The sequence below is a fragment of the Pseudonocardia sp. Ae505_Ps2 genome (assembly GCF_001932425.1).
Taxonomy (GTDB): domain Bacteria; phylum Actinomycetota; class Actinomycetes; order Mycobacteriales; family Pseudonocardiaceae; genus Pseudonocardia.
In genome coordinates this window covers 4550273-4569244 of sequence record NZ_MCIP01000001.1, presented here as the reverse complement: position 1 = coordinate 4569244, position 18972 = coordinate 4550273, and the positions used below count along the sequence as shown (strand labels likewise).

Annotated in this window: 17 protein-coding genes; 9 read left to right on the top strand and 8 right to left on the bottom strand. The window is 76.1% G+C overall.

What is annotated here, in order from left to right; genetic code table 11:
- Positions 1–105: 105 nt before the first annotated feature.
- Together Ae505Ps2_RS21425 and mtnA are read left to right on the top strand one after the other, a co-directional pair.
- A complete protein-coding gene (locus Ae505Ps2_RS21425; protein WP_075553926.1) occupies positions 106–1458 on the top strand; it encodes an SMP-30/gluconolactonase/LRE family protein in 1353 nt (450 codons plus the stop codon).
- A 101-nt stretch (positions 1459–1559) separates the two neighbouring features.
- A complete protein-coding gene (gene mtnA, locus Ae505Ps2_RS21420; protein WP_083695889.1) occupies positions 1560–2615 on the top strand; it encodes an S-methyl-5-thioribose-1-phosphate isomerase in 1056 nt (351 codons plus the stop codon).
- Here mtnA and Ae505Ps2_RS21415 read toward each other — a convergent pair.
- Positions 2533–3210, bottom strand: coding sequence for a class II aldolase/adducin family protein (locus tag Ae505Ps2_RS21415; protein WP_075306556.1), 678 nt, complete (start codon positions 3208–3210; stop codon positions 2533–2535). The genes mtnA and Ae505Ps2_RS21415 overlap by 83 nt on opposite strands.
- 190 nt (positions 3211–3400) lie before the next feature.
- Here Ae505Ps2_RS21415 and Ae505Ps2_RS21410 point away from each other — a divergent pair, with 190 nt between their 5' ends.
- A complete protein-coding gene (locus tag Ae505Ps2_RS21410) occupies positions 3401–3712 on the top strand; it encodes a hypothetical protein (protein WP_075306557.1) in 312 nt (103 codons plus the stop codon).
- A 7-nt stretch (positions 3713–3719) separates the two neighbouring features.
- Here the strand turns inward: Ae505Ps2_RS21410 and Ae505Ps2_RS21405 are convergent, their stop codons facing one another.
- From Ae505Ps2_RS21405 to Ae505Ps2_RS21395, 3 genes are all read right to left on the bottom strand, one after another.
- Positions 3720–4568 carry a CBS domain-containing protein gene (locus Ae505Ps2_RS21405; protein WP_084786373.1) on the bottom strand — a complete coding sequence of 283 codons (849 nt, stop codon included), beginning with the start codon at positions 4566–4568 and terminating at the stop codon, positions 3720–3722.
- 40 nt (positions 4569–4608) lie between these two features.
- Positions 4609–8019: a bifunctional proline dehydrogenase/L-glutamate gamma-semialdehyde dehydrogenase gene (locus Ae505Ps2_RS21400; RefSeq protein WP_075553924.1), complete on the bottom strand. Its 3411-nt coding sequence runs from the start codon at positions 8017–8019 to the stop codon at positions 4609–4611.
- A gap of 81 nt (positions 8020–8100) precedes the next feature.
- Positions 8101–8778, bottom strand: a complete 678-nt coding sequence (locus Ae505Ps2_RS21395; protein ID WP_233147531.1) for a maleylpyruvate isomerase family mycothiol-dependent enzyme — start codon at positions 8776–8778, stop codon at positions 8101–8103.
- A 183-nt stretch (positions 8779–8961) separates the two neighbouring features.
- On the opposite strand from Ae505Ps2_RS21395, the gene Ae505Ps2_RS30545 reads away from it, so the two are divergent.
- Positions 8962–9681 (top strand): DUF4190 domain-containing protein, encoded by a 720-nt coding sequence (locus tag Ae505Ps2_RS30545; protein WP_084786371.1) that lies wholly within the window; start codon positions 8962–8964, stop codon positions 9679–9681.
- Between the two features lie 26 nt (positions 9682–9707).
- On the opposite strand, the gene Ae505Ps2_RS21385 is transcribed toward Ae505Ps2_RS30545, so the two are convergent.
- Positions 9708–10895, bottom strand: a complete 1188-nt coding sequence (locus Ae505Ps2_RS21385) for an SGNH/GDSL hydrolase family protein (RefSeq protein ID WP_075306560.1) — start codon at positions 10893–10895, stop codon at positions 9708–9710.
- Positions 10896–11002: 107 nt separating this feature from the next.
- Here Ae505Ps2_RS21385 and Ae505Ps2_RS21380 point away from each other — a divergent pair, with 107 nt between their 5' ends.
- The gene (locus Ae505Ps2_RS21380; RefSeq protein ID WP_075306561.1) at positions 11003–11770 is read left to right on the top strand and encodes a PIG-L deacetylase family protein; all 768 of its coding nucleotides are present in this window, start codon (positions 11003–11005) and stop codon (positions 11768–11770) included.
- A 27-nt stretch (positions 11771–11797) separates the two neighbouring features.
- On the opposite strand, the gene Ae505Ps2_RS21375 is transcribed toward Ae505Ps2_RS21380, so the two are convergent.
- Positions 11798–12760, bottom strand: a complete 963-nt coding sequence (locus tag Ae505Ps2_RS21375; RefSeq protein WP_075306562.1) for an MEDS domain-containing protein — start codon at positions 12758–12760, stop codon at positions 11798–11800.
- 198 nt (positions 12761–12958) lie between these two features.
- Between Ae505Ps2_RS21375 and Ae505Ps2_RS21370 the strand changes: the two genes are divergently transcribed.
- The gene (locus tag Ae505Ps2_RS21370; protein WP_139318721.1) at positions 12959–13180 is read left to right on the top strand and encodes a hypothetical protein; all 222 of its coding nucleotides are present in this window, start codon (positions 12959–12961) and stop codon (positions 13178–13180) included.
- Between the two features lie 38 nt (positions 13181–13218).
- Entirely contained in the window at positions 13219–14808 is a 1590-nt protein-coding gene (mdlC, locus tag Ae505Ps2_RS21365) for a benzoylformate decarboxylase (RefSeq protein WP_075553923.1), read from the top strand.
- A 25-nt stretch (positions 14809–14833) separates the two neighbouring features.
- Here the strand turns inward: mdlC and Ae505Ps2_RS21360 are convergent, their stop codons facing one another.
- Positions 14834–16636 (bottom strand): ABC transporter ATP-binding protein, encoded by a 1803-nt coding sequence (locus Ae505Ps2_RS21360; protein WP_020623806.1) that lies wholly within the window; start codon positions 16634–16636, stop codon positions 14834–14836.
- Positions 16637–16711: 75 nt separating this feature from the next.
- On the opposite strand from Ae505Ps2_RS21360, the gene Ae505Ps2_RS34045 reads away from it, so the two are divergent.
- Positions 16712–17167: a MarR family transcriptional regulator gene (locus tag Ae505Ps2_RS34045; RefSeq protein ID WP_020623805.1), complete on the top strand. Its 456-nt coding sequence runs from the start codon at positions 16712–16714 to the stop codon at positions 17165–17167.
- Positions 17168–17298: 131 nt separating this feature from the next.
- On the opposite strand, the gene Ae505Ps2_RS21350 is transcribed toward Ae505Ps2_RS34045, so the two are convergent.
- Positions 17299–18570 carry an APC family permease gene (locus tag Ae505Ps2_RS21350; RefSeq protein WP_075334250.1) on the bottom strand — a complete coding sequence of 424 codons (1272 nt, stop codon included), beginning with the start codon at positions 18568–18570 and terminating at the stop codon, positions 17299–17301.
- A gap of 54 nt (positions 18571–18624) precedes the next feature.
- Between Ae505Ps2_RS21350 and Ae505Ps2_RS21345 the strand changes: the two genes are divergently transcribed.
- Complete coding sequence (locus tag Ae505Ps2_RS21345) at positions 18625–18912, top strand: YrhK family protein (protein ID WP_075306564.1); 288 nt, start codon at positions 18625–18627, stop codon at positions 18910–18912.
- Positions 18913–18972 lie beyond the last annotated feature (60 nt).

The window sequence follows — 18972 nt, the reverse complement described above, 5'->3', positions numbered from 1 at the left end:
GGCCCGGGCCGGTCGGGCCCGGGCCCGGTCGGCCGGGTCCGGGCTCGTCCGGCGGCCGCGCGCCCCGCCGCGCGACGGACCCGTTCCGGCCGTAGCGTCGGGTTCATGCGGATCGCCCCCTGGCTGGCCGCCCTGGTCACGCTGCCCCTGCTCGCCGCCTGCGACACCGGCCCCAACCCGGTGACCAACGCGTTGTCCGGCGCCGAGGCCCCGGTCGCCGCGGCGGGTGCGGGCCTGGTGCCGGTCCCGGTGTCGGTGCCGCCCGGGGCCGCGACCGCCCCGTTCGACGAACCCCGCGACGCACTCGTCCCGGCCGGCTGGACGATGTCGGTGTTCGCCCGCGTCCCGAACGCCCGGCTGGCCGTGTGGAGCCCCGACGGTGAGCTGCTCGTCTCGGTGCCCGACGACGGCCGGGTGCTGGCGCTGTCGCGCACCGGTGCGCAGCGGCCGCTGCTGACCGGGCTCACCCAGCCGCACGGGCTGGCGTTCTCCCCGGACGGCACGACCCTCTATGTCGCCGAGTCGAACCAGGTGTCCGCCTTCACCTGGGCCGGCGGCGCGGCGACCGGGCGGCGGGTCGTCGTCCCCGGCCTGCCCGACGCCAACTCCCCCGACCTGCGCGGCGCCTACGGCCACGAGCTGAAGTCGGTCACCGTCGGCCCGGACGGCGCGGTCTACGTCTCGGTCGGCTCGACCGGCAACATCTCGGTCGCCGACCGCGACGCCACTCCCCCGCGCGCGTCGATCCTGCGGATGCCGCCCACCGGCGGGCCCGCCGCGCCGTTCGCGACCGGCGTCCGCAACGGCACCGGGCGGGCCACCGCCCCCGACGGCTCGGTCTGGACCGCGGTGAACGGCCGCGACAACGTGCCCTACCCCTACGACCGGCCCTACGGCGACGACACCGGCTCGTCCTTCGGGAAGGTCGTCGACGCCTACGTGACCGACCACCCGGCCGAGCCGCTGGCCCGGCTCACCCCGGGCCGCGAGCTGGGCTGGCCGTTCTGCAACCCGGATCCGGACACCGACCCGGGTGTCGCGGGGTCCGCGCAGGACTTCACCGACGTCGCACTGGTCGCCGACGCCGAGCTCAACCCCGGCGGGCGCGCGATGGACTGTGCGGCGCTGGCCCCGATGGAGCAGTCGTTCCCGGCGCACTCGGCTCCGCTGGGGCTGTCCTTCACCGAGGGCGTACTGCCCGCGCCGTACGCGGCCGGAGCGCTGGCCGGGGTGCACGGCTCCTGGAACGCGGACCCGCCGCGGGCACCGGAGGTGTCGTTCTTCCCGTGGCGGGACGGTGCCCTGGGCGCGCAGCAGACCCTGGTCGGCGGGTTCCAGGACCCGTCGGGAGCGCGCTGGGGCCGGCCGGTCGCGGCCGTCGCCGGGCCGGACGGAGCGGTCTACGTGACCGACGACGACGCCGGTGCGGTCTACCGGGTGGCCCCGCCCGGACGGTGAGTGCCCGCCGTGACCGGGGCCGCAGTCGGCCCCGGCCGTCTCCGGCACCGCGATAGGTTCTGCCGGGCACCCGAGGGCGGATGCCCGGGGGGTGCGGGCGGATGCGGATCGTGGACTGGGCCGGCGACGACGAGGGCGGCCCGACGGTGGTCCTGCTGGACCAGCGCGCGCTGCCCGCCGCGACCCGGCACCTGTACCTGCGCACCGTCGACGAGCTGATCGAGGCGATCCGGTCGCTGGCCGTGCGCGGCGCCCCGAGCCTGGGCATCACCGGCGCCTACGGGGTCGCGCTGGCCGCGCACCTGCACGGCACCGCGACGCCGGTCGCCGTCGCCGCGGTACGGGCCGCGGCCGAGCGGATCGCGGTCGCCCGGCCCACCGCCGTCCCGCTGGGACTGGGGGTCGCGAGCGCCCTGGAGGCGCTCGACGGCGGACCGGCCGCGGTGCTGGCACGGGCACGGGCCGTGGCTGCGGAGGCCGCCCGGGTCAACGCCGCGGCGACCGACCGGGCCGCGGACCTGGCGCAGGAGCTGTGCCCGGACCGCCCACTGCGGGCGCTGACCGTGTGCAACACCGGCCCGCTGGCCACCGGCGACGGCGGCACCGCGCTGGGGGCGATCCTGCGGCTCCACGAGCGCGGCGCGCTGGCCGAGGTGCTGGCGTGCGAGACGCGCCCGCTGCTGCAGGGCGCGCGGCTGACCGTGTGGGAGCTCGCCGCGGCCGGGGCGCCGCACCGGCTGTGCGTCGACTCGGCGGGCCCCGCGGCGATCGCCTCGGGACTGGTCGACGCGGTGTTCGTCGGGGCCGACCGGATCGCGGCCAACGGCGACGTCGCGAACAAGATCGGGACCTACATGCTGGCCTGCGCCGCGGCCCGGTCCGGGGTCCCGTTCCTGGTGGTCGCGCCGGAGGAGACGATCGACCCGCACACCCCGACCGGCGCGGACATCGTCGTCGAGCAGCGGGGAGCCGACGAGGTCCGCGAGCACGGCGGCACCCTGCTCACCCTGCCCGGGACCCCGGTCTACAACCCGGCGTTCGACGTGACGCCGTTCGACCTGGTGACCGCGATCGTCACCGAGGAGCGGGCGTGGGGGCCGGGGTCGTCGCCCGCACCCTCGCCCGCTGGGCGGCGAACCGCCGGCGCACCGCGCTGATCTCGGCGTCGGGCAGCAGCCGCGGCTCGCCGACGGCGCGGGCGCGCAGCCAGACGTCGCAGAGCCACTCCAGCTGGCGGGCGCCGTCGTAGGCGGCACCGAGGGTCTCGCCGAGCACGAGCGTGCCGTGGTTGCCGAGGACGACGGCGGTGGACTCCCCCAGCGCGGCGAGTGCGTTGTCGACCAGCTCGCGGCTACCGAACGGCGCGTACTCCGACACCCGCACGCCCTCGCCGAACATCGCGAGCTGGTAGTGCACGGCCGGGACGTGGTCGGACAGCGTCGACAGGGCGACCGCCGCCGGGGAGTGGGTGTGGACGACGGCGCCCGTCCCCGGCCGGGCCTGCGCGGCCACGTGCAGCCCCAGCTCGCTGGTCGGCTCCCGGGTGCCCGCGACGACCGTGCCCGCCCCGTCGACGAGCACGACGTCCGCCGCGGTCATCGTCTCGTAGTCCACTCCGGACGGGGTGACCGCGATCAGGTCGCCGGTGCGCAGCGACAGGTTCCCCGAGGTGCCGACGACCAGGCCGTCGCGGACCATCCGGCGGGACCACGTGCACAGCAGCTCGCGGGCGGGGGTGTGGTCGTGGGGCACCCCGCCACGATCCCACGCCCACCCCGACCGGGGGTCACACCTCCGGGTCGATCCGCCCTCGTCGGGGCGCGCCGGGTGGCCGCGGGGCCGCACGATCGTCGCACCGCGGACACCGGCCGGGCCGGGACGCCACGCGGAGGGCGGTAGGACCCCGACCGCGCCGGTTCCCGGCGCAGGAAGCGAGCACATCGTGAGGACCGCCCTGCGTGCCGCCACCACCGCGGCAGGCGCCGTCGCCGCCGCACTCGCACTGGCCGCCGTGACCGCCGGGACCGCGTCGGCGCAGCCCGCCCCGCCCACCGAGCCGCCGCTGACCCCGGCCGACCAGGCCGCGCAGCTGGCCTGTCTGCAGAAGTACCTGGACTTCGGGGCGCTGCCGGCGCAGTCGCTGGCGGACCCGGTGGCGTTCTCGGCGCTGGTCACCAAGGCAGCCCAGGAGTGCGACGCCGTCCGCGCACCGGCCACACCGGCCGCGCCCACCGCCCCGGTGGCGGGGGCCTGACCGCGGGTCAGAGCAGGTCGCTGCGGCTGAGCACCCCGACCAGCACGTCGTCGGCGTCGACGACCGGGACGACCCGGAACCCGCGCCGGGACAGCAGGTCCTCGGCGTCGGTGAGCGGGTCGTCCGGCTGCACCGTCTCGACGTCGCGGGTCATCACCTCCGACACGGTGCGGGCCCGCAGCCGCCGGCCCCCGTCCAGGGAGCCGTGCATGAGGTCGGCCTCGGAGACGATGCCGAGCAGGTGGTCCCGGTCGTCGACGACCGGGACGGCGGTGAACCGGTAGGACAGCAGGACCTCGGCGGTCTCGTCGAGGGCCAGCTCCGGCGGGATCGCGACCAGCCCGCCGTCGGTCATCACGTCCGAGACCCGCAGCGACGACGTCGGCCGGCCGCCGACCCGGCCGGCCCCGCGCGGGGCCATCGCCTCGGGCAGCGGTGCGACCGGGAGGACACCGCCGATCCGGCGGGCGGTGCGCCGCAGCCGTCCCCCGGAGTGCCGGTGCCGCAGCAGGTCGCTGCGGGTGATCACGCCGACCAGGACTCCCTTGTCGACGACCGGGACGAGCCGCAGCTCGCCGTAGACGCGCATCCGGTGCGCGACGATCGAGACGTTCGTCGTCGGGAGCACCGACACGACCTGCTCGGTCATCGCGTCGCCGACGACGGCGTGCGGGTCGTCGCGGTGCCGCAGCACGTCCACCAGCGAGATCACCCCGACCAGGGAGAACCGGCGGTCGACGACGGGCAGGGCGGAGAACCGGGACTCGGCCATCCGCTCCTGCGCCCGCGCCAGCGGTGCGTCCGCCCAGATCGTGACGACGCGTTCGGTCATGACATCACGAGCACGCACCACCATGGACGCACCGTAACCACGGCGGCGTCGCGTCCGCCATCGTTCACCGTTCGAGGTGGCCGAACCGGTGCCGGGTGCGACTGACCGCCTGCTCGCGCAGCACGGTGAGCATCTCCCGGCGGCCGTCGAGCACCACCGGGGTGTCCACGACGGAGGCGCCCACCTCGGCGGCGGCCGCCCGCAGACCCTCGGGCACGGTGCCCAGGGCCCGGATCCGCTCGCCCGCGACGGGGACGAGGCCGTCGCCGCCGTACACCCCGCCGGGGACCTCGCCCGGCGGGATCCCCGGCCCGTGCAGCCGTACCGGCACCCCCGCCGTGGCCGCGGCGAGCAGCACCCGCAGGACGTCGGCGCGGGCGGTGCCGGTGCCGCACCACAGCGTCGCCGACGGGGCGGGCCGGTAGCGGAACACGTTGGACTCCGCGGCCAGCCCGGTCGGGTCGTGCTCGACCCCGAACTCGGTGTCCCACGCGCGGGCGTCGGCGGCGGCGGCGCGGGCGAGACGGTCGCGGGCGGCCGGGTCCAGGTCGGCCGCGGCGGCCAGCACGCGGTCGGCGGCCGGGCCGGAGGTCGGGCCCGGTGCGGGGAGGTCGCCGTCGTGCCAGGTGCCGAACTGGGCGACGTAGTTCGGTCCGCCGGGCTTGGCGCCCGGGCCCAGCACCGAGCCCTTCCAGCCGCCGAAGGACTGGCGCTGCACGATCGCGCCGGTGATGTGCCGGTTGACGTAGGCGTTGCCGACCTCGACGCGGTCGAGCCAGTGCGCGATCTCGTCGTCGTCGAGGGAGTGGATGCCGCCGGTGAGACCGAAGCCGGTGTCGTTCTGCCAGGCGATCGCCTCGTCGAGGTCGCGGGCGGCCATCAGGCCGAGCACCGGGCCGAAGCACTCGGTGCGGTGGAACCAGCTGCCCGGCGAGACCCAGGCCCGCACGCCCGGCGTCCACACCGTCTCGGAGACCCGGCGTGGGCGCACCAGCCACCGCTCCCCCGGCTCCAGCGTGGTGAGCGCGCGGTGCAGCTTCGCCGAGGGCGCCTCGATCAGCGGGCCCATGGTCGTCGCGAGGTCGGTGCCGGGGCCGACGCGCAGGGTGCTGACGGCGTCGACGAGCTGACGGCGCAGCCGCCTCCCGACGGCCGAGCCGGTCGCGGCCGGACCGACCAGGATGGCCAGCGCCGCCGCGGAGCACTTCTGCCCGGCGTGGCCGAACGCCGAGCGCACGAGGTCGGCGACGGCGAGGTCCGGGTCGGCGGCGGGGGTGATGACCAGCGCGTTCTTGCCGCTGGTCTCCGCGAGGAGGTTCAGGTCCGGCCGCCAGGACCGGAACAGCGCGGCGGTCTCCGAGGAGCCGGTCAGCACGACCCGGTCGATCGCGGGGTGGGTGACGAGCCGGCGTCCGGCGTCGGCCTCGTCGGTGGGCAGCAGCGCCAGCGCGTCGCGCGGGATCCCGCCGCGGTGCAGCGCGGCCACCCCTGCCTCGGCGCACGCGCGGACCTGCGGGGCGGGCTTGAGCAGCACCGGGGCGCCGGCGGCGAGCGCGGCCAGGCAGCCACCGAGCGGGATCGCGACCGGGAAGTTCCAGGGCGGGGTCACCGCGACGACCCGGTCCGGGGTGAACGCGGCGCCGTCGAGCTCGGCAGCGCGCTCGGCGTAGTAGGCGGCGAAGTCGACGGCCTCGGAGATCTCGGGATCGGCCTCGGCGACGGTCTTGCCCGCCTCGTGCAGCATCACCGACAGCAGCGTCCCGCGGGCTGCGGCCAGTGCGCGGGCGGCGCGGCGCAGCGTCGCGGCCCGCTCCGCGGCGGGGACCTCGCGCCAGCCGCAGGTGCGGGCGCGCTCGACCGCGGCGTCGACCGCGGCCGGGTCGGTGACGACCGGGACCTCCGAGCGCGCGACGACGGTCGTCGCGGCGCGGCGGGCCCACTCGCGGTTCGCGGGAAGCGACGGGTCGGTGTCGGGCTCGGCGCGGAACCCGCGCGGCACGGGGTCCCCCGGCAGCGGGCCGTCGGTACCGACCGGCGCGGACACGGTGCGGTCCTGGGTGCGGCGCGGGGTGGCGGCGACGGCGTCGCGGTCGCGCACCGAGGCGAGGAACCGCTCCTGGTAGCTCGCTGGGCCGCCGGAGTCGGGGGCGAAAAGTGTGTACAGGTATCCCTCCGGCGAGGCGTTCTCCTCCAGCCGCCGGACCAGGTAGGACACCGCGGTGTCGAAGTCACCGCGGTGCACGACGGGGGTGTAGAGCACCAGCTGCGAGCCCGGCCCGGACTCCGGCAGGTCACCCGCGACGGCGTCGGCGAACGCGGGGGCCATGCCCTGCAGCATCTCCAGGTCCAGCTGGGGCCGGACACCGCGGGCCTCGGCCAGTTCCAGCGCGAGCGCGACGTGGTGGAGGTGGTGCGACGCGATGCCCAGGCGCATCCCGTCGGCGTGCGGGCCGCCGATGCCGCGGTCGAGGAGCCGGACGTAGTTGGCGTCGACCTCGGCCTTGGTGGCGTAGGGGGCCTGCGGCCAGTCGTGCAGCTCGGCGTCGACCCGTTCCATGGCCAGGTTCGCGCCCTTCACCAGACGCACCTTGATCGGGGCTCCGCCCGCGGCGGCGCGGCGGGTGGCGAACTCCCCGAGCTCGTCGAGCGCGGCGACGGAGTCGGGCAGGTAGGCCTGCAGGACGATGCCGGCGGGCAGGTCGTGGAACTCCGGGCGTGCCAGCAGCGTCGTGAACAGCGCGATGGTCAGATGGAGGTCCTTGTACTCCTCCATGTCGAGGTTCACGAACACGCCGTGCTCGCGGGCGGCCCGGTAGAGCGGCAGCAGCCGGTCCACGAGCAGGTCCCGGCTGCCCCCGAGGTCCCACGGCACGAGCTGCGCGACGACCGAGGACGCCTTCACCGAGACGTGGTCCACGCCAGGCCGGCGCACCAGCGCGATCGTGCGGGCGAGGCGACGGTCGGCCTCGTCGCGGCCGAGGACCGCCTCGCCGAGCAGGTTGAGGTTCAGCCGGTGTCCGTCGCGGCGGGCCGCGGCGAGCCGCCGGTCCAGGCCCCGCCCGCCGGCGTCGACGATCAGGTGCCCGACCAGGCTGCGCAGCCGCGACCGCGCCGCGGGCACGACGACGTGCGGCAGCGCCGTCGCCAGCCGGCCGCCGGCCCGCAGCAGCAGCCGGTCGGTACCGGCGACGAACGCCGGCAGTGCGGCGCCCGCCCCGGCGAGCCGGGCCAGCTCGCGGGCCGCAACCCGGTCGTCGGCGGGACGGGCGACGCGGTCGACGAAGCGCAGGGTGAAGTCGACGCCTGCGGGGTCGTGCATCAACGCGGCCAGCCGCTGCGTCGGGTCGGTACCGCGGCCGGCGCCGGTGGACGGGGAGGTGCCGGTGCGCGCGGTCCAGCGGCGCACACGGTCGACGGCGCGCGCGGTCAGCGCGTCGTCGAGGGCGGGGACGGGGTGGGTGGGGTGCACGCTCACCGGCCCAGTCTGGACCCACTGTCAGGACCGTGTCACGTCGACGGTGCTGACCGGTGCCGGCCCCTTCGGTGACGACCGCGGTCAGGACTCGGTGAGGTCGGTGTCGGGCAACGGCCCGAGCAGGGCGAACGCGTCCAGGTAGGGCTCGACGTCACCGCGCTCGGTCCAGGCCCGCAGCTGCGCCGCCGACCGGCGGGTCATCAGGGCCCTGGCCAGCTCGAAGTCCGGGGCCCGCACGACGACCGCGGCCCCCGCCTCGTCGCCTGCGGACACCCAGCGGCGGCCGTCGCCGATCAGCGCGATCGGTGCCCGGTCGCCGAGCGCGGCGGCGAACCGGTCCAGGAACCGGTCCATGACCGCGTAGAGGCCGGGGGTGTGCTGTCCGCCGGGCTCGCGCAGCGCACCGCGCAGGTCCTGCTCGTGGATGATCACGTCGCCGAGCGGGCGGGTGGTGTTCGCCGCCATCCAGTCGCGCAGCGGGCCGGTCAGCGACTCCCACTCCGCGACGAGTGCGGTCACGTCGTGGTCGCGCCGTTCCCGCACCTGCCGGCTCGTCCACTCCTCGTTGTGGTCGTCGGGCTCGTCGCCGCGCACCACGTCGGCACCTAGACCGACCATGTGCGAGAACAGGTCGCGCACCGTCCAGTCCGGGCAGGCCGGGACGGTCAGCTCCGTGCGCTCGGGTGGCAGGTCCCGCACCAGGTCGACGACCCGGCGCTGCGCCCGGGCCCACTCCTCGATCTCGTCGATGCCGCTCACGGGCACCGATCCCATCACGACCGGGGTTCCCGCGCCGCTCCCCTGGGTGTTTTGCCTGGACCGGACACGGGCACCTGGGGATCATCGAACCGGACACGACGGCGAGGACGGTCACGGCGACTCCGCCGGACGACACCGCCGGCATCGGGGACCACCCGGTGCGTCGGTGAGGAGAGGACGAGCGTGAGCAGCCCACCCCCGTACCCGGGTCAGCCCGGGGACCCGCAGGACCCGAACAACCTGGACCAGCCGACCCGGCAGAACCAGCCCTACGACGGGCAGCCCCACGGCGAGCACCCCGGCGCCCAGCCCCACGGCGAGCACCCCGGCGCCCAGCCCTACGGCGGGCAGCAGCAGAGTCAGCAGCAGTACGGCCAGCAGCCGTACGGGCAACAGCCCTACGGCCAGCAGCAGTACGGTGACCAGCAGTACGGCCAGCAGCCCTACGGCGCACAGGGCCACGACCAGGCCGCCTACCCGGACCGCCCGGCCGCCGGGCCCCCGGGGTGGCCGCAGGGCGGGGCGCCGGCGACCCCACCGCGCAACGGCGTCGGGATCGCCGCGCTGGTGCTCGGCATCCTGGCCGTGCTGCTCGGGTTCTTCCTGATCGGTGCCCTGTTCGGTGTCGTCGCGGTCGCGCTGGGCATCCTCGGGATCAGCCGGGCGTCCAAGGGCGCCGCCACCAACCGCGGTGTCGCGATCGCCGGGCTCGTCCTCGGCGTCGTCGGCATCGTCATCGCGATCGCCGTCGTCGCGTTCGGCGTGAGCGTGTTCAACCAGGTCGGCGGTAGCGAGTACGTCAGCTGTGTGCAGCAGGCCGGCAACGACCAGTCCGCGATCGCGCAGTGCCAGCAGGACTTCGAGGGCCGCCTCGAGGGGCAGTTGGACCAGGACGGCAACTGAGCCCGTTCCCGCGGGCCCCCGGCCGGTCACCGGTCAGGCGGGCCCGCGGTTCGCGGTGTGGAACGCGCCGCCGCGTGGAACGCACCCCCCGCACCGAACGCCAGCCGGGCGAACCGCTCCCCCATCCGCACGTGCGCCTCCGGACACGGGTGCAGCCGGTCGGGCAGCGGCAGCTCGGCCGCGTCGTCCTCGCCGTAGAGCTCCCGGCCGTCGAGGAGGGCCAGTGCCGGGTCCTCCGGGGTGCGGTCGGCCACGATCCGGGCCAGCTCCTCGCGGATCACCGACAGCGTCAGCTGCCCCGCCGCGACCCCGGCCGGGTCGCCGGTCGCGCGGAACAGCAGCCGCCCGTCGACGACCTCCGGCGCCCCCGGGCCCGGGGTGTGCTCGTGGATCGGGCACAGCACCGGCGACACCACCAGCAGCGGGGTGTCCGGGTGGCCGTCGCGGATCGTGTCGAGGAACCCGTGCACGGCCGGTGCGAACGCACGCCGGCGCATGAGGTCGGCGTTGACGATGTTGATCCCGATCTTGACGCTGATCATCGCGGCCGGGGCGTCGCGCAGAGCGCGGGCGACGAACGGGTCCAGCATCGCGCTGCCGGAGAACCCCAGGTTGACCAGCTCGACACCGGCGGCGCGAGCGGCGAGCGCCGGCCAGGTGGTGCTGGGCCCCGCGGCGTTGCTGCCCTGGCTGATCGAGCTCCCGTGGTGCAGCCACACCGGGCGCCCACCGGGCGGGACGACGGCGACCGGCGCGTCGGTGCGCAGCGCGACGACCTCGGTGATCTCGTTGTGCGGCAGCCAGATCTCGACGATCGCGTCGTGGCCGGGCAGGGTGAACCGCACCGGGCCGGGTGCGCCGTCGGTGACCGTGACCTGTCCGGTCGCCGGGTCGGTCATGAGGAGCTTCCCGCCGGAGGTCGTGGCACTGCCCATCGGCCGGCCGTCGACGAGCAGGTCGTAGGCGCCGTCGGGCCGCAGCGGGGCTCCGACGAGCCCGATCCGGGTGCGCAGGGTCTCCAGCTCGACCGTCCGCGCGGCGGTGCGGAACACGACACGGACCCCGGACGGCTGGCTCTGCGCCCCGGCCAGCTGCGGGTCGCCGTTGCGGGCGCGGGCGGGGGCGGGGAGCCGCTGCGGGAGCAGGCCACGCTCGCCGTCGACGGCGTCGAGGACGCCGTGCAGCAGCTCGGGCCCGATCGGGGTGGTGATCACTCCGGCAGCCTGGCACGCACGCGGCCGCCGTTCATCCCGGAATCGGACGGCGCCCGTGGAGGGGTCCTGCCGGTGACCGCCCCGGGCGCGTGACCCAGGATGACCGGGTGACTGCGACCGAGGACGAGCGCACGGCGGCCGACGACCGCGCGCACACGGGGGTGGAGCGCGTGCTGGTGATCGCCGCGCACCCCGACGACATCGACTTCTCCTGCAGCGGCACCGTCGCGGTGTGGACCGCGGCCGGCGTCGCGGTGACCTACTGCCTGGTGACCGACGGCGACGCGGGCGGGTTCGACCCGGCCGTGCCGCGCAGCGACATCGCGGGCATCCGCCGGGCCGAGCAGACCGCCGCGGCCGCCGTGGTGGGCGTCTCCGACCTGGTGTTCCTCGGCCACCCCGACGGGCGGCTGACCGTCACCCTGGAGCTGCGCCGCGACCTGGCGCGGGTGATCCGGCAGGTCCGCCCGGACCGGGTCCTCGTGCCGCAGCCGGTGCGCGACCTGCGCAGCATGTACGGCAGCCACCCCGACCACACCGCGACCGGCGAGGCCGCCCTGTGCGCGGTCTACCCCGACGCGCGCAACCCCTACGCCTTCCCCGAGCTGGCCGAGGCCGGGTACGAGGCGCACACGGTCGGCGAGGTGTGGATCATGGGCCCGGCCCCGGCCGACGACCCGGAGGGGGCGCGGCACGTCGACATCACCGACACCATCGACGTGAAGATCGCGGCGCTGCGCGCGCACGAGAGCCAGACCGCCCACATGAACGACCTGGAGGACATGATCGGGCAGTGGTCCGAGTCGCTGGCGAAGCGGGCCGGGTTCCCGCCCGGTCGGCTCGTGGAGTCCTTCCACGCACTCGACACGCGCTGAGGCCACCGGGGCCCAGGGGCCGGTCGGTCAGATCGCGGCCGCCGTGTCGGCGCCGGGCGTGGACCGGTCCGCTCGCTGGGCCGCACCCGCCGCGAGGTCCAGCGCCTCGGCGGGGCGCAGGGCGTGCCGCTCGCGGATGCTCATCTCCAGCTGCGGGGCGAACCCCGCACCGCAGCGTTCGAGCAGCCGGGCCACACCCGGGCGGAGGTTCACCAGCCGCAGCCGCACACTGGCCGGGAGCTCGTCGGCGGCGTGCACGAGGCTGACCGCACCGGCGACGTCGACGAACCGCAGCGCGGACAGGTCCGCGGTCAGCGTGCCCTCCCCGACGTCGCCGCGCACGACCTGGTCGATCAGTCCGGCCAGCACGCGGCGGACCTGGGGGCGGTTGGCGTGGTCGACCTCGCCGGCCAGCCGGATCCGGGCCGGCCCGGTCTCGGTGACGCGCAGCAGGCTGTCGTCGTGGAGCGGGGTGGCGGTCAGCTCGGCGGGGTGCCGGGCGCGCATCGTCGCGATGAGCTCGTCGGGGTAGCGCAGGTGGTCGTAGACGCACAGCACGCGCAGCGGCTGGTCGCGGACGGCGTCGTCGAGCCTGCGGTCGTACTCGTCGAGCACCTGCCCGCCGGGCCGGCGCAGGCCGTGGTCGGTCTGGCCGCTGACCCGCAGCCCCGCCCAGCCGTCGTCCAGGGCGGAGGTGAGGTGGTGCGCCACCAGCCCGGTCAGCTCCTCGAGCGGGCCGCGCAGGGCGGCGCGGGTGACCTCGCCCGGGACGAGCCGGAACTGCCCGGACCGCAGCGGGCCGGTGACGTCGACGCCGTCGTCGGTCAGGCGGGAGAGGACCAGACCTGCGGTGTCGTCGTCGAGGTAGACGACCCGCTCCCCCGCCGCGAGCCCCTCGGCCAGGAACGCGGCGACGTCCTCGGCGAGCTGCTCGTCGCTGACCGGCACGGTCAGCACGTGTCGGTGCGGGACCCGTACCGGTGCGGTCACACATCACCCCCGTCATGGCGTCCCCTCGGTCCCCCGGCGGGTGTGACGCTGCGTGCACGATAGGTGATCACCGATCCCGTGGCGACCCGACGCTGTTGTTCAGGCGTGCCGAGGCGTAGAGTTAGCCGGACCGAACTCCAGGGTTCGGGGCGTACTGTGCGAGTCGGTGGCACGGGCGCCGACCAGGAGGTGGACGCCATGTTCCGAGCCGCTCCGCAGTCGCGGACGACCGAGGTGCGCGCGGTCGTGCTCGCCGGGGTGCTGATGGTCCTGCTGGCCGTCGCCACGATCGTCTCGGTGTCGCTGGCCCCCACCTCCGTCACCCTGGTCCTGGCCGCCGCCGCGCTGGCCGTCCGGCCGCTGGTCGTCGCCCACCTGCGGCGCAGTGCCCACGACGAGCGGGTCGCCGCGCGCCGCTGAGGCGACCTACGGTGGGGGTCCGCGACCCGAGGAGCCCCATGACGACCGTCGGTGAAGCCGGCTGGCAGGTGCTGACCGCCCACGGCATCGACACCGTGTTCGGCAACCCCGGCTCCAACGAGCTGCCCTTCCTGGCGGCGATGCCCGACGGGGTGCGCTACGTGCTGGGTCTGCACGAGGGCGCGGTGCTGGGCATGGCCGACGGCTACGCCCTGGCCTCCGGCGGCCCGGCCCTGGTCAACCTGCACGCGGCGTCCGGGTCGGGCAACGCGATGGGCGCGCTCACCAACGCCGTCTACTCCCACTCCCCGCTCGTGCTCACCGCGGGCCAGCAGGTGCGGTCGACCGTCGGCCAGGAGGTCATGCTGACCAACGTGGACGCCACCGCCCTGCCGCGTCCGCTGGTCAAGTACTCCGCCGAACCCGCGTCGGCCCAGGACGTCCCGCGGGCGCTGTCCCAGGCGGTGCACACCGCGCTGCTGGCCCCACGAGGCCCGGTCTACCTCTCGATCCCCTACGACGACTGGTCCCGCGAGGCCGGCCCGGACGCCGCGCACCTGCCGTCGCGACGCACGACCACCGCCGCCGAGCTGGGTGAACGGGCGGTCGCCGAGCTGGCCGGGGCACTGGCCGGGGCGGCGAACCCGGTCCTGGTGCTGGGTCCGCAGGTCGACGCGGACCGGGCGAACGGCCACGCCGTCGCCCTGGCCGAGCGGCTCGCCTGCCCGGTGTGGATCGCGCCGTCGGCGTCGCGCTGTCCGTTCCCGACCCGGCACCCGGCGTTCCGCGGGATCCTCCCGGCGTCGGTGCGCGACGTGTCCGACCGGCTGGCCGGGCACGACGTCGTGCTCGTCGCGGGTGCGCCGGTGTTCCGCTACCACCAGTGGGTCCCCGGTGACCTGCTGCCGGCGGGCTCCCGGCTGCTGCACCTGACCGCGGATCCGGCCGAGGCCGCGCCGGCCCCGATGGGCGAGGCCTGGGTCGGCCCGGTCGGTCCGGCGCTGGCCGCGCTCGCCGGGCGGGTGCCCGCCTCGGGGCGGGTGCCGCTGCCGCCCCGGCCGGCACCGCCCGCCCCGCAGGGCGCCGCGGACCACGTCCCGCCGCAGCAGCTGTTCGCGCTGGTCCGGGACGCGGCACCGGCCGGGACCGTGCACGTGTGCGAGTCCACCTCGACGATCGACGACTTCGTCACCCAGGCCGACCTGACCGAGCCGGGCAGCTACCTGTTCCCCGCGTCCGGTGGTCTCGGGTTCGGGCTGCCCGCCGCGGTCGGCGCGCAGCTGGCCCACGGCGACGCGCGCCGGGTGGTCGCACTCGTCGGCGACGGGTCCGCCAACTACGGCATCACCGCGCTCTGGACGGCGGCGCAGTACCGGGTGCCGGTGGTCGTCGTGATCCTGCGCAACGGGACCTACGGTGCGTTGCGCGGCTTCGCCGAGCTGCTGGGCACCGGCGAGACACCGGGCCTGGACGTCCCCGGGATCGACTTCGTGCGGATCTCCGAGGGCTACGGCGTGCCCGCGGTGTCGGTGCGGGACGCCGCCTCCGCCGCGGCGGCGCTGAAGGAGGCCTTCGCCGACGACGGCCCCCGGCTCATCGAGGTCGTGACGGCGCCGGGCGTGGCGTAGGCCGGCGTAGGGCCGGCGCCGTCCCTCACACCGCGGCGAGCGCGGCGTAGCGGCCCGCGTCGGCGAGCAGCTCGTCGTGGCTGCCGGACTCGACGATCCGGCCGTGGTCGACGACGGCGATCCGGTCGGCGTCGCGCACGGTCGTGAGCCGGTGCGCGATGGTGATCGTCGTGCGGCCGTGGGCCAGCGCGTCGAACGCGGCCTGCACCGCCCGCTCGGTACGGGTGTCCAGCGCACTGGTGGCCTCGTCGAGGACCAGCACCTTCGGGTCGCGCAGCAGCGTGCGGGCGATCGCGATCCGCTGCTTCTCCCCGCCGGAGAACCGGTGCCCGCGTGAGCCGACGACGGTGTCGTAGCCCTCGGGCAGCGAGACGATCAGGTCGTGGACCTGCGCGGCGCGGGCGGCGGCCTCGATCTCGGCGTCGGTGGCGTCCGGGCGGGCGTGGCGCAGGTTCTCCCGCACGGTGGCGTGCAACAGGTAGGTGTCCTGCCCGACGACGCCGACGATCCGGGTCAGGTCGGCCGCGGCCATGTCGCGCAGGTCGATCCCGTCGATGGTCACCCGGCCCGCGGTCGGGTCGTGCAGCCGGGACACGAGCCCGGCCAGGGTGGTCTTGCCCGACCCGGTCTCCCCGACCAGGGCCAGCGTGGTGCCCGCGGGGACGTCGAGGTCGATGCCGGCGACGGCGGCGGCGTCGCTGCCCGGGTAGACGAAGGTGACGTCCTCGATCCGCACGTGCCCGCGGACGCGGTCGTGGTCGACAGCGACGGGATGCTCGGGCTCGGGCACGTCGGTGGTCAGGTCGAGGTAGGAGAAGATCCGCTCGAACAGCGCCAGCGAGGCGACGATCTGCACGCCGACGCTCAGCATGCCCATGACCGGGCGGAACAGCCCGCCCTGCAGCGCGGTGAACGCCACGAGGGTGCCGATGCTCATCGTCCCGGCGGCGAACGGCAGCCCGGCGGCGAGGTAGATGGCGGCCGGGACGGCGGCGAACACGACCTGGGTGACGGCCATCGTCCAGCGTCCGGCGAGCTGGGAGCGCAGCTCCAGCCCGATCAGCCGGGACGAGGACTCGGCGAACCGGCGGCTCAGCTCCGGGCCGCTGCCCAGGGTCTTGGACAGGGCGATCCCGTCGACGGACAGGTTCTCCTCGACCGCGACGCTCAGGTCGGCGAGCTCGCGCTGCTGGGCCGCGGTGATCGCGCGGCGGGTGCGGGCGACCCGCCGGGTCAGCAGGATCGCCGGGGGCAGCACGACCAGGGACACCAGTGTGAGCTGCCAGGACAACGCGGTCATCGCGACCAGGGTGGCGACGGTGGTGGTCAGGTTCGACGCGACCGAGGTGGCGGTGCTGGTGACCACCGACTGCATGCCGCCGATGTCGTTGGTGATCCGCGACTGCACCTCCCCGGTGCGGGTGCGGGTGAAGAACGCCAGGCTCTGGCGCTGCAGGTGGGCGAAGACGCCGGTGCGCAGCCCGTGCATGACCTCCTGCCCGATGCGGGTGGAGATCCAGGTCTGGGCGACGCCGAGGGCGGCGGTGACCGCGGCGACCGCGACCATGCCCGCGGCCAGCCAGGCGAGCAGGGTGACGTCGCGCTCGGGCAGGGCGACGTCGATGACCTCGCGGAGCAGGAACGGCGAGGCCATTCCCACGATCGAGGACGCCACGATCGTCACGACGACGACCGTGAGCGGGCCCCGGTGCGGGGCGAACAGTGCGCCGATGCGGCGCAGCGAGACCGCGCGCGCCTGCTCCCGTTCCTCGGGGGTGGCGGTGCGGGTGTCCGGCCGTCCGGGCCGGTTCGGGGGTCGGGTGTCCAAGGGGTCTCCTCCGGGCCGATTACTGTGGTTGCCTCACTATGAGGCAGCAACAGCGTCCTGCGCTAGTCTGTTCCCGTGCCGGACCGGGAACCACCCAGCCAGTCGCGCGGCGACCTCGTCGACGCGTTCTGGTCGGTCGCGCGCTCACTGCGCCACGCCTCGGCCGAGCGGCTGGCGGCCTGGGGTCTGACGCCGTCGCAGGCGCGGGCGCTGGGCACGCTGGTCCGGCACGGCGAGATGCGCCCGGGCACGCTGGCCGGGCACCTGCGGATCACGCCGCGGTCGGCGACCGAGGTCGTCGACGCGCTGGCCGGACTCGGGCTCGTCGAACGGGCGACTGACCCGGCGGACCGGCGGGCGGTGCTGGTGCGGGTCACGGACGCGGGCGCGGCGACCGCGCGCGACGTGCGGGCCGCACGGGCCGACGGGGCCGAGGCGTTGTTCGCACGGCTGTCCGACGACGACCGCGCCGAGCTGGCCCGCATCCTCGCCGTCCTGCGCGACGGGGCCGACGGGGACCGCCGCTGCTGAGCCCGGCCGCCCACGACCGGAGCAGCCTCCGTCCGGGCCCTGCCGGGGCGCGGGCCGGGGCGGGCGGGGGGGGGGAACGGTCGCGGCGGACCGAGCGGGCCCGGGGCCACCGCGGGCGGGGCGGCCGCGGCTCACCGCCCGACGGGATCCGTCCGGTCGTCGCCGGTGCAGGTGCCGCCACGGCGGACCCGCCCGGCCCGTACGAGCGCCCGCACCGCCGTCCCGGCCGCCAGGACCACGGCCCCCGCCAGCACCGACACCCGCGGCAGCAGCGTCGCGAGCACCACGCAGCCGAGCAGCCCGAACCCCGACAGGGCGCGGCGCCATGGCCGGTCGCGGTGCAGGGTGAGCGCCGCGGCGTTGGCGACGGCGTAGTACAGCAGCACCGCGAACCCGGACAGGCCGATCGCGGTGACCGGAGCGGCCGTGACCACCAGCAGCAGCACGACCGCGCCGACGGCGAGCTCGGCGCGGTGCGGCACCGCGAACCGCGGGTGGACCGCGGCGAGTGCGCCCGGCAGCTCCCGGTCCCGGGCCATGGCCAGCACGGTGCGCCCCACCCCGGCGACCAGCGCGAGCAGCACCCCGGCCGACGCGACGGCGCCCCCGATGCGCACCAGGGGTGCCGTCCCGTCCCCGGCCGCGGTGGCCAGCGGCGCCGCGGACGCCGCGAGCGCGTCCGGCCCGGCGGCCCGCAGCGCGGCGACGGCGACCACCGCGTAGACCACCAGCACCAGGCCGAGCGCGAGCGGGATCGCCCGCGGGATGGTGCGTGCGGGGTCGCGGACCTCCTCGCCGAGCGTCGCGATCCGGGCGTACCCGGCGAAGGCGAAGAACAGCAGCCCGGCGGCCTGCAGCACCGCGAGCGGACCGGCGTCGGTCCAGCCCTGCAGCGGCGCGGCGACGGCGGGGCGGGAGAACGCGGCGACGACCACCGCCGTCAGCACCGCGAGGGTGCACCCGACCAGGACCCGGGTGGCGAGCGCGGTGCGGGTGACGCCACGCAGGTTCACCGCGACCATCGCGACCACCGCCGCCGCCGCGACCGCGCGGGCGTGGTCCGGCCAGGCGTAGGAGCCCAGGGTGAGGGCCATCGCGGCGCACGACGCGGTCTTGCCGGTGACGAACGCCCACCCGGCGAGGAACCCCCACGTCTCCCCCAGCCGGCGGCGGCCGTAGACGTAGGCCCCACCGGACTCGGGGTGGCGGGCGGCGAGCCACGCCGAGGACATCGCGTTGGCGACCGCGACCGCGCCGGCCACGGCGAGCGCGGGCAGCAGGGCCGTCCCGGCGACGGCCGCGGCGGGCCCGAAGACCGCGAACACCCCGGCGCCCAGCATGGACCCGATCCCGAGGACGACGGCGTCGCCGGTGCCGATCCGGCGTTGGGGCGTCGTGTGCACGTGCTCACCCTTCCCGGCGTGCGGACGGCCGGTCGAGGGGGTACCCACCACGGCATGGGACCGACCCCGCACGACCGACCGCTGACGTTCACCATCGGGCACGAGGAGCTCGTCGTCCGGAAGCGCTACGAGGTGCTCAGCATCGTCAACGACATCCTGGTGGCGCTGTGGTTCGTGATCGGCAGCGTGCTGTTCTTCTCCGAGGCCACCAGCTACGCGGGGACATGGCTGTTCCTCCTCGGCTCGATCGAGCTGATGATCCGACCGGTGATCCGGCTCGCCCGCCGGGTGCACCTGCAGCGGATCACCGGGGCACCGCCGGAGGCGAGCCACGACTTCTGACCCGGACGACGACGCCCGCCACCGTTCACCGCACGAACCGTCCTTCCCACGGCGGGGTCC

What these genes read in the sequence shown, in the direction of transcription:
- mtnA (WP_083695889.1), top strand. Translation starts at nt 1,560, where the DNA reads ATGCGGATCGTGGACTGGGCCGGCGACGACGAGGGCGGCCCGACGGTG.
- Ae505Ps2_RS21425 (WP_075553926.1), top strand. Translation starts at nt 106, where the DNA reads ATGCGGATCGCCCCCTGGCTGGCCGCCCTGGTCACGCTGCCCCTGCTC.
- Ae505Ps2_RS21345 (WP_075306564.1), top strand. Translation starts at nt 18,625, where the DNA reads ATGGGACCGACCCCGCACGACCGACCGCTGACGTTCACCATCGGGCAC.
- mdlC (WP_075553923.1), top strand. Translation starts at nt 13,219, where the DNA reads ATGACGACCGTCGGTGAAGCCGGCTGGCAGGTGCTGACCGCCCACGGC.
- Ae505Ps2_RS21370 (WP_139318721.1), top strand. Translation starts at nt 12,959, where the DNA reads ATGTTCCGAGCCGCTCCGCAGTCGCGGACGACCGAGGTGCGCGCGGTC.
- Ae505Ps2_RS21405 (WP_084786373.1), bottom strand. Translation starts at nt 4,568, where the DNA reads ATGGTGGTGCGTGCTCGTGATGTCATGACCGAACGCGTCGTCACGATC.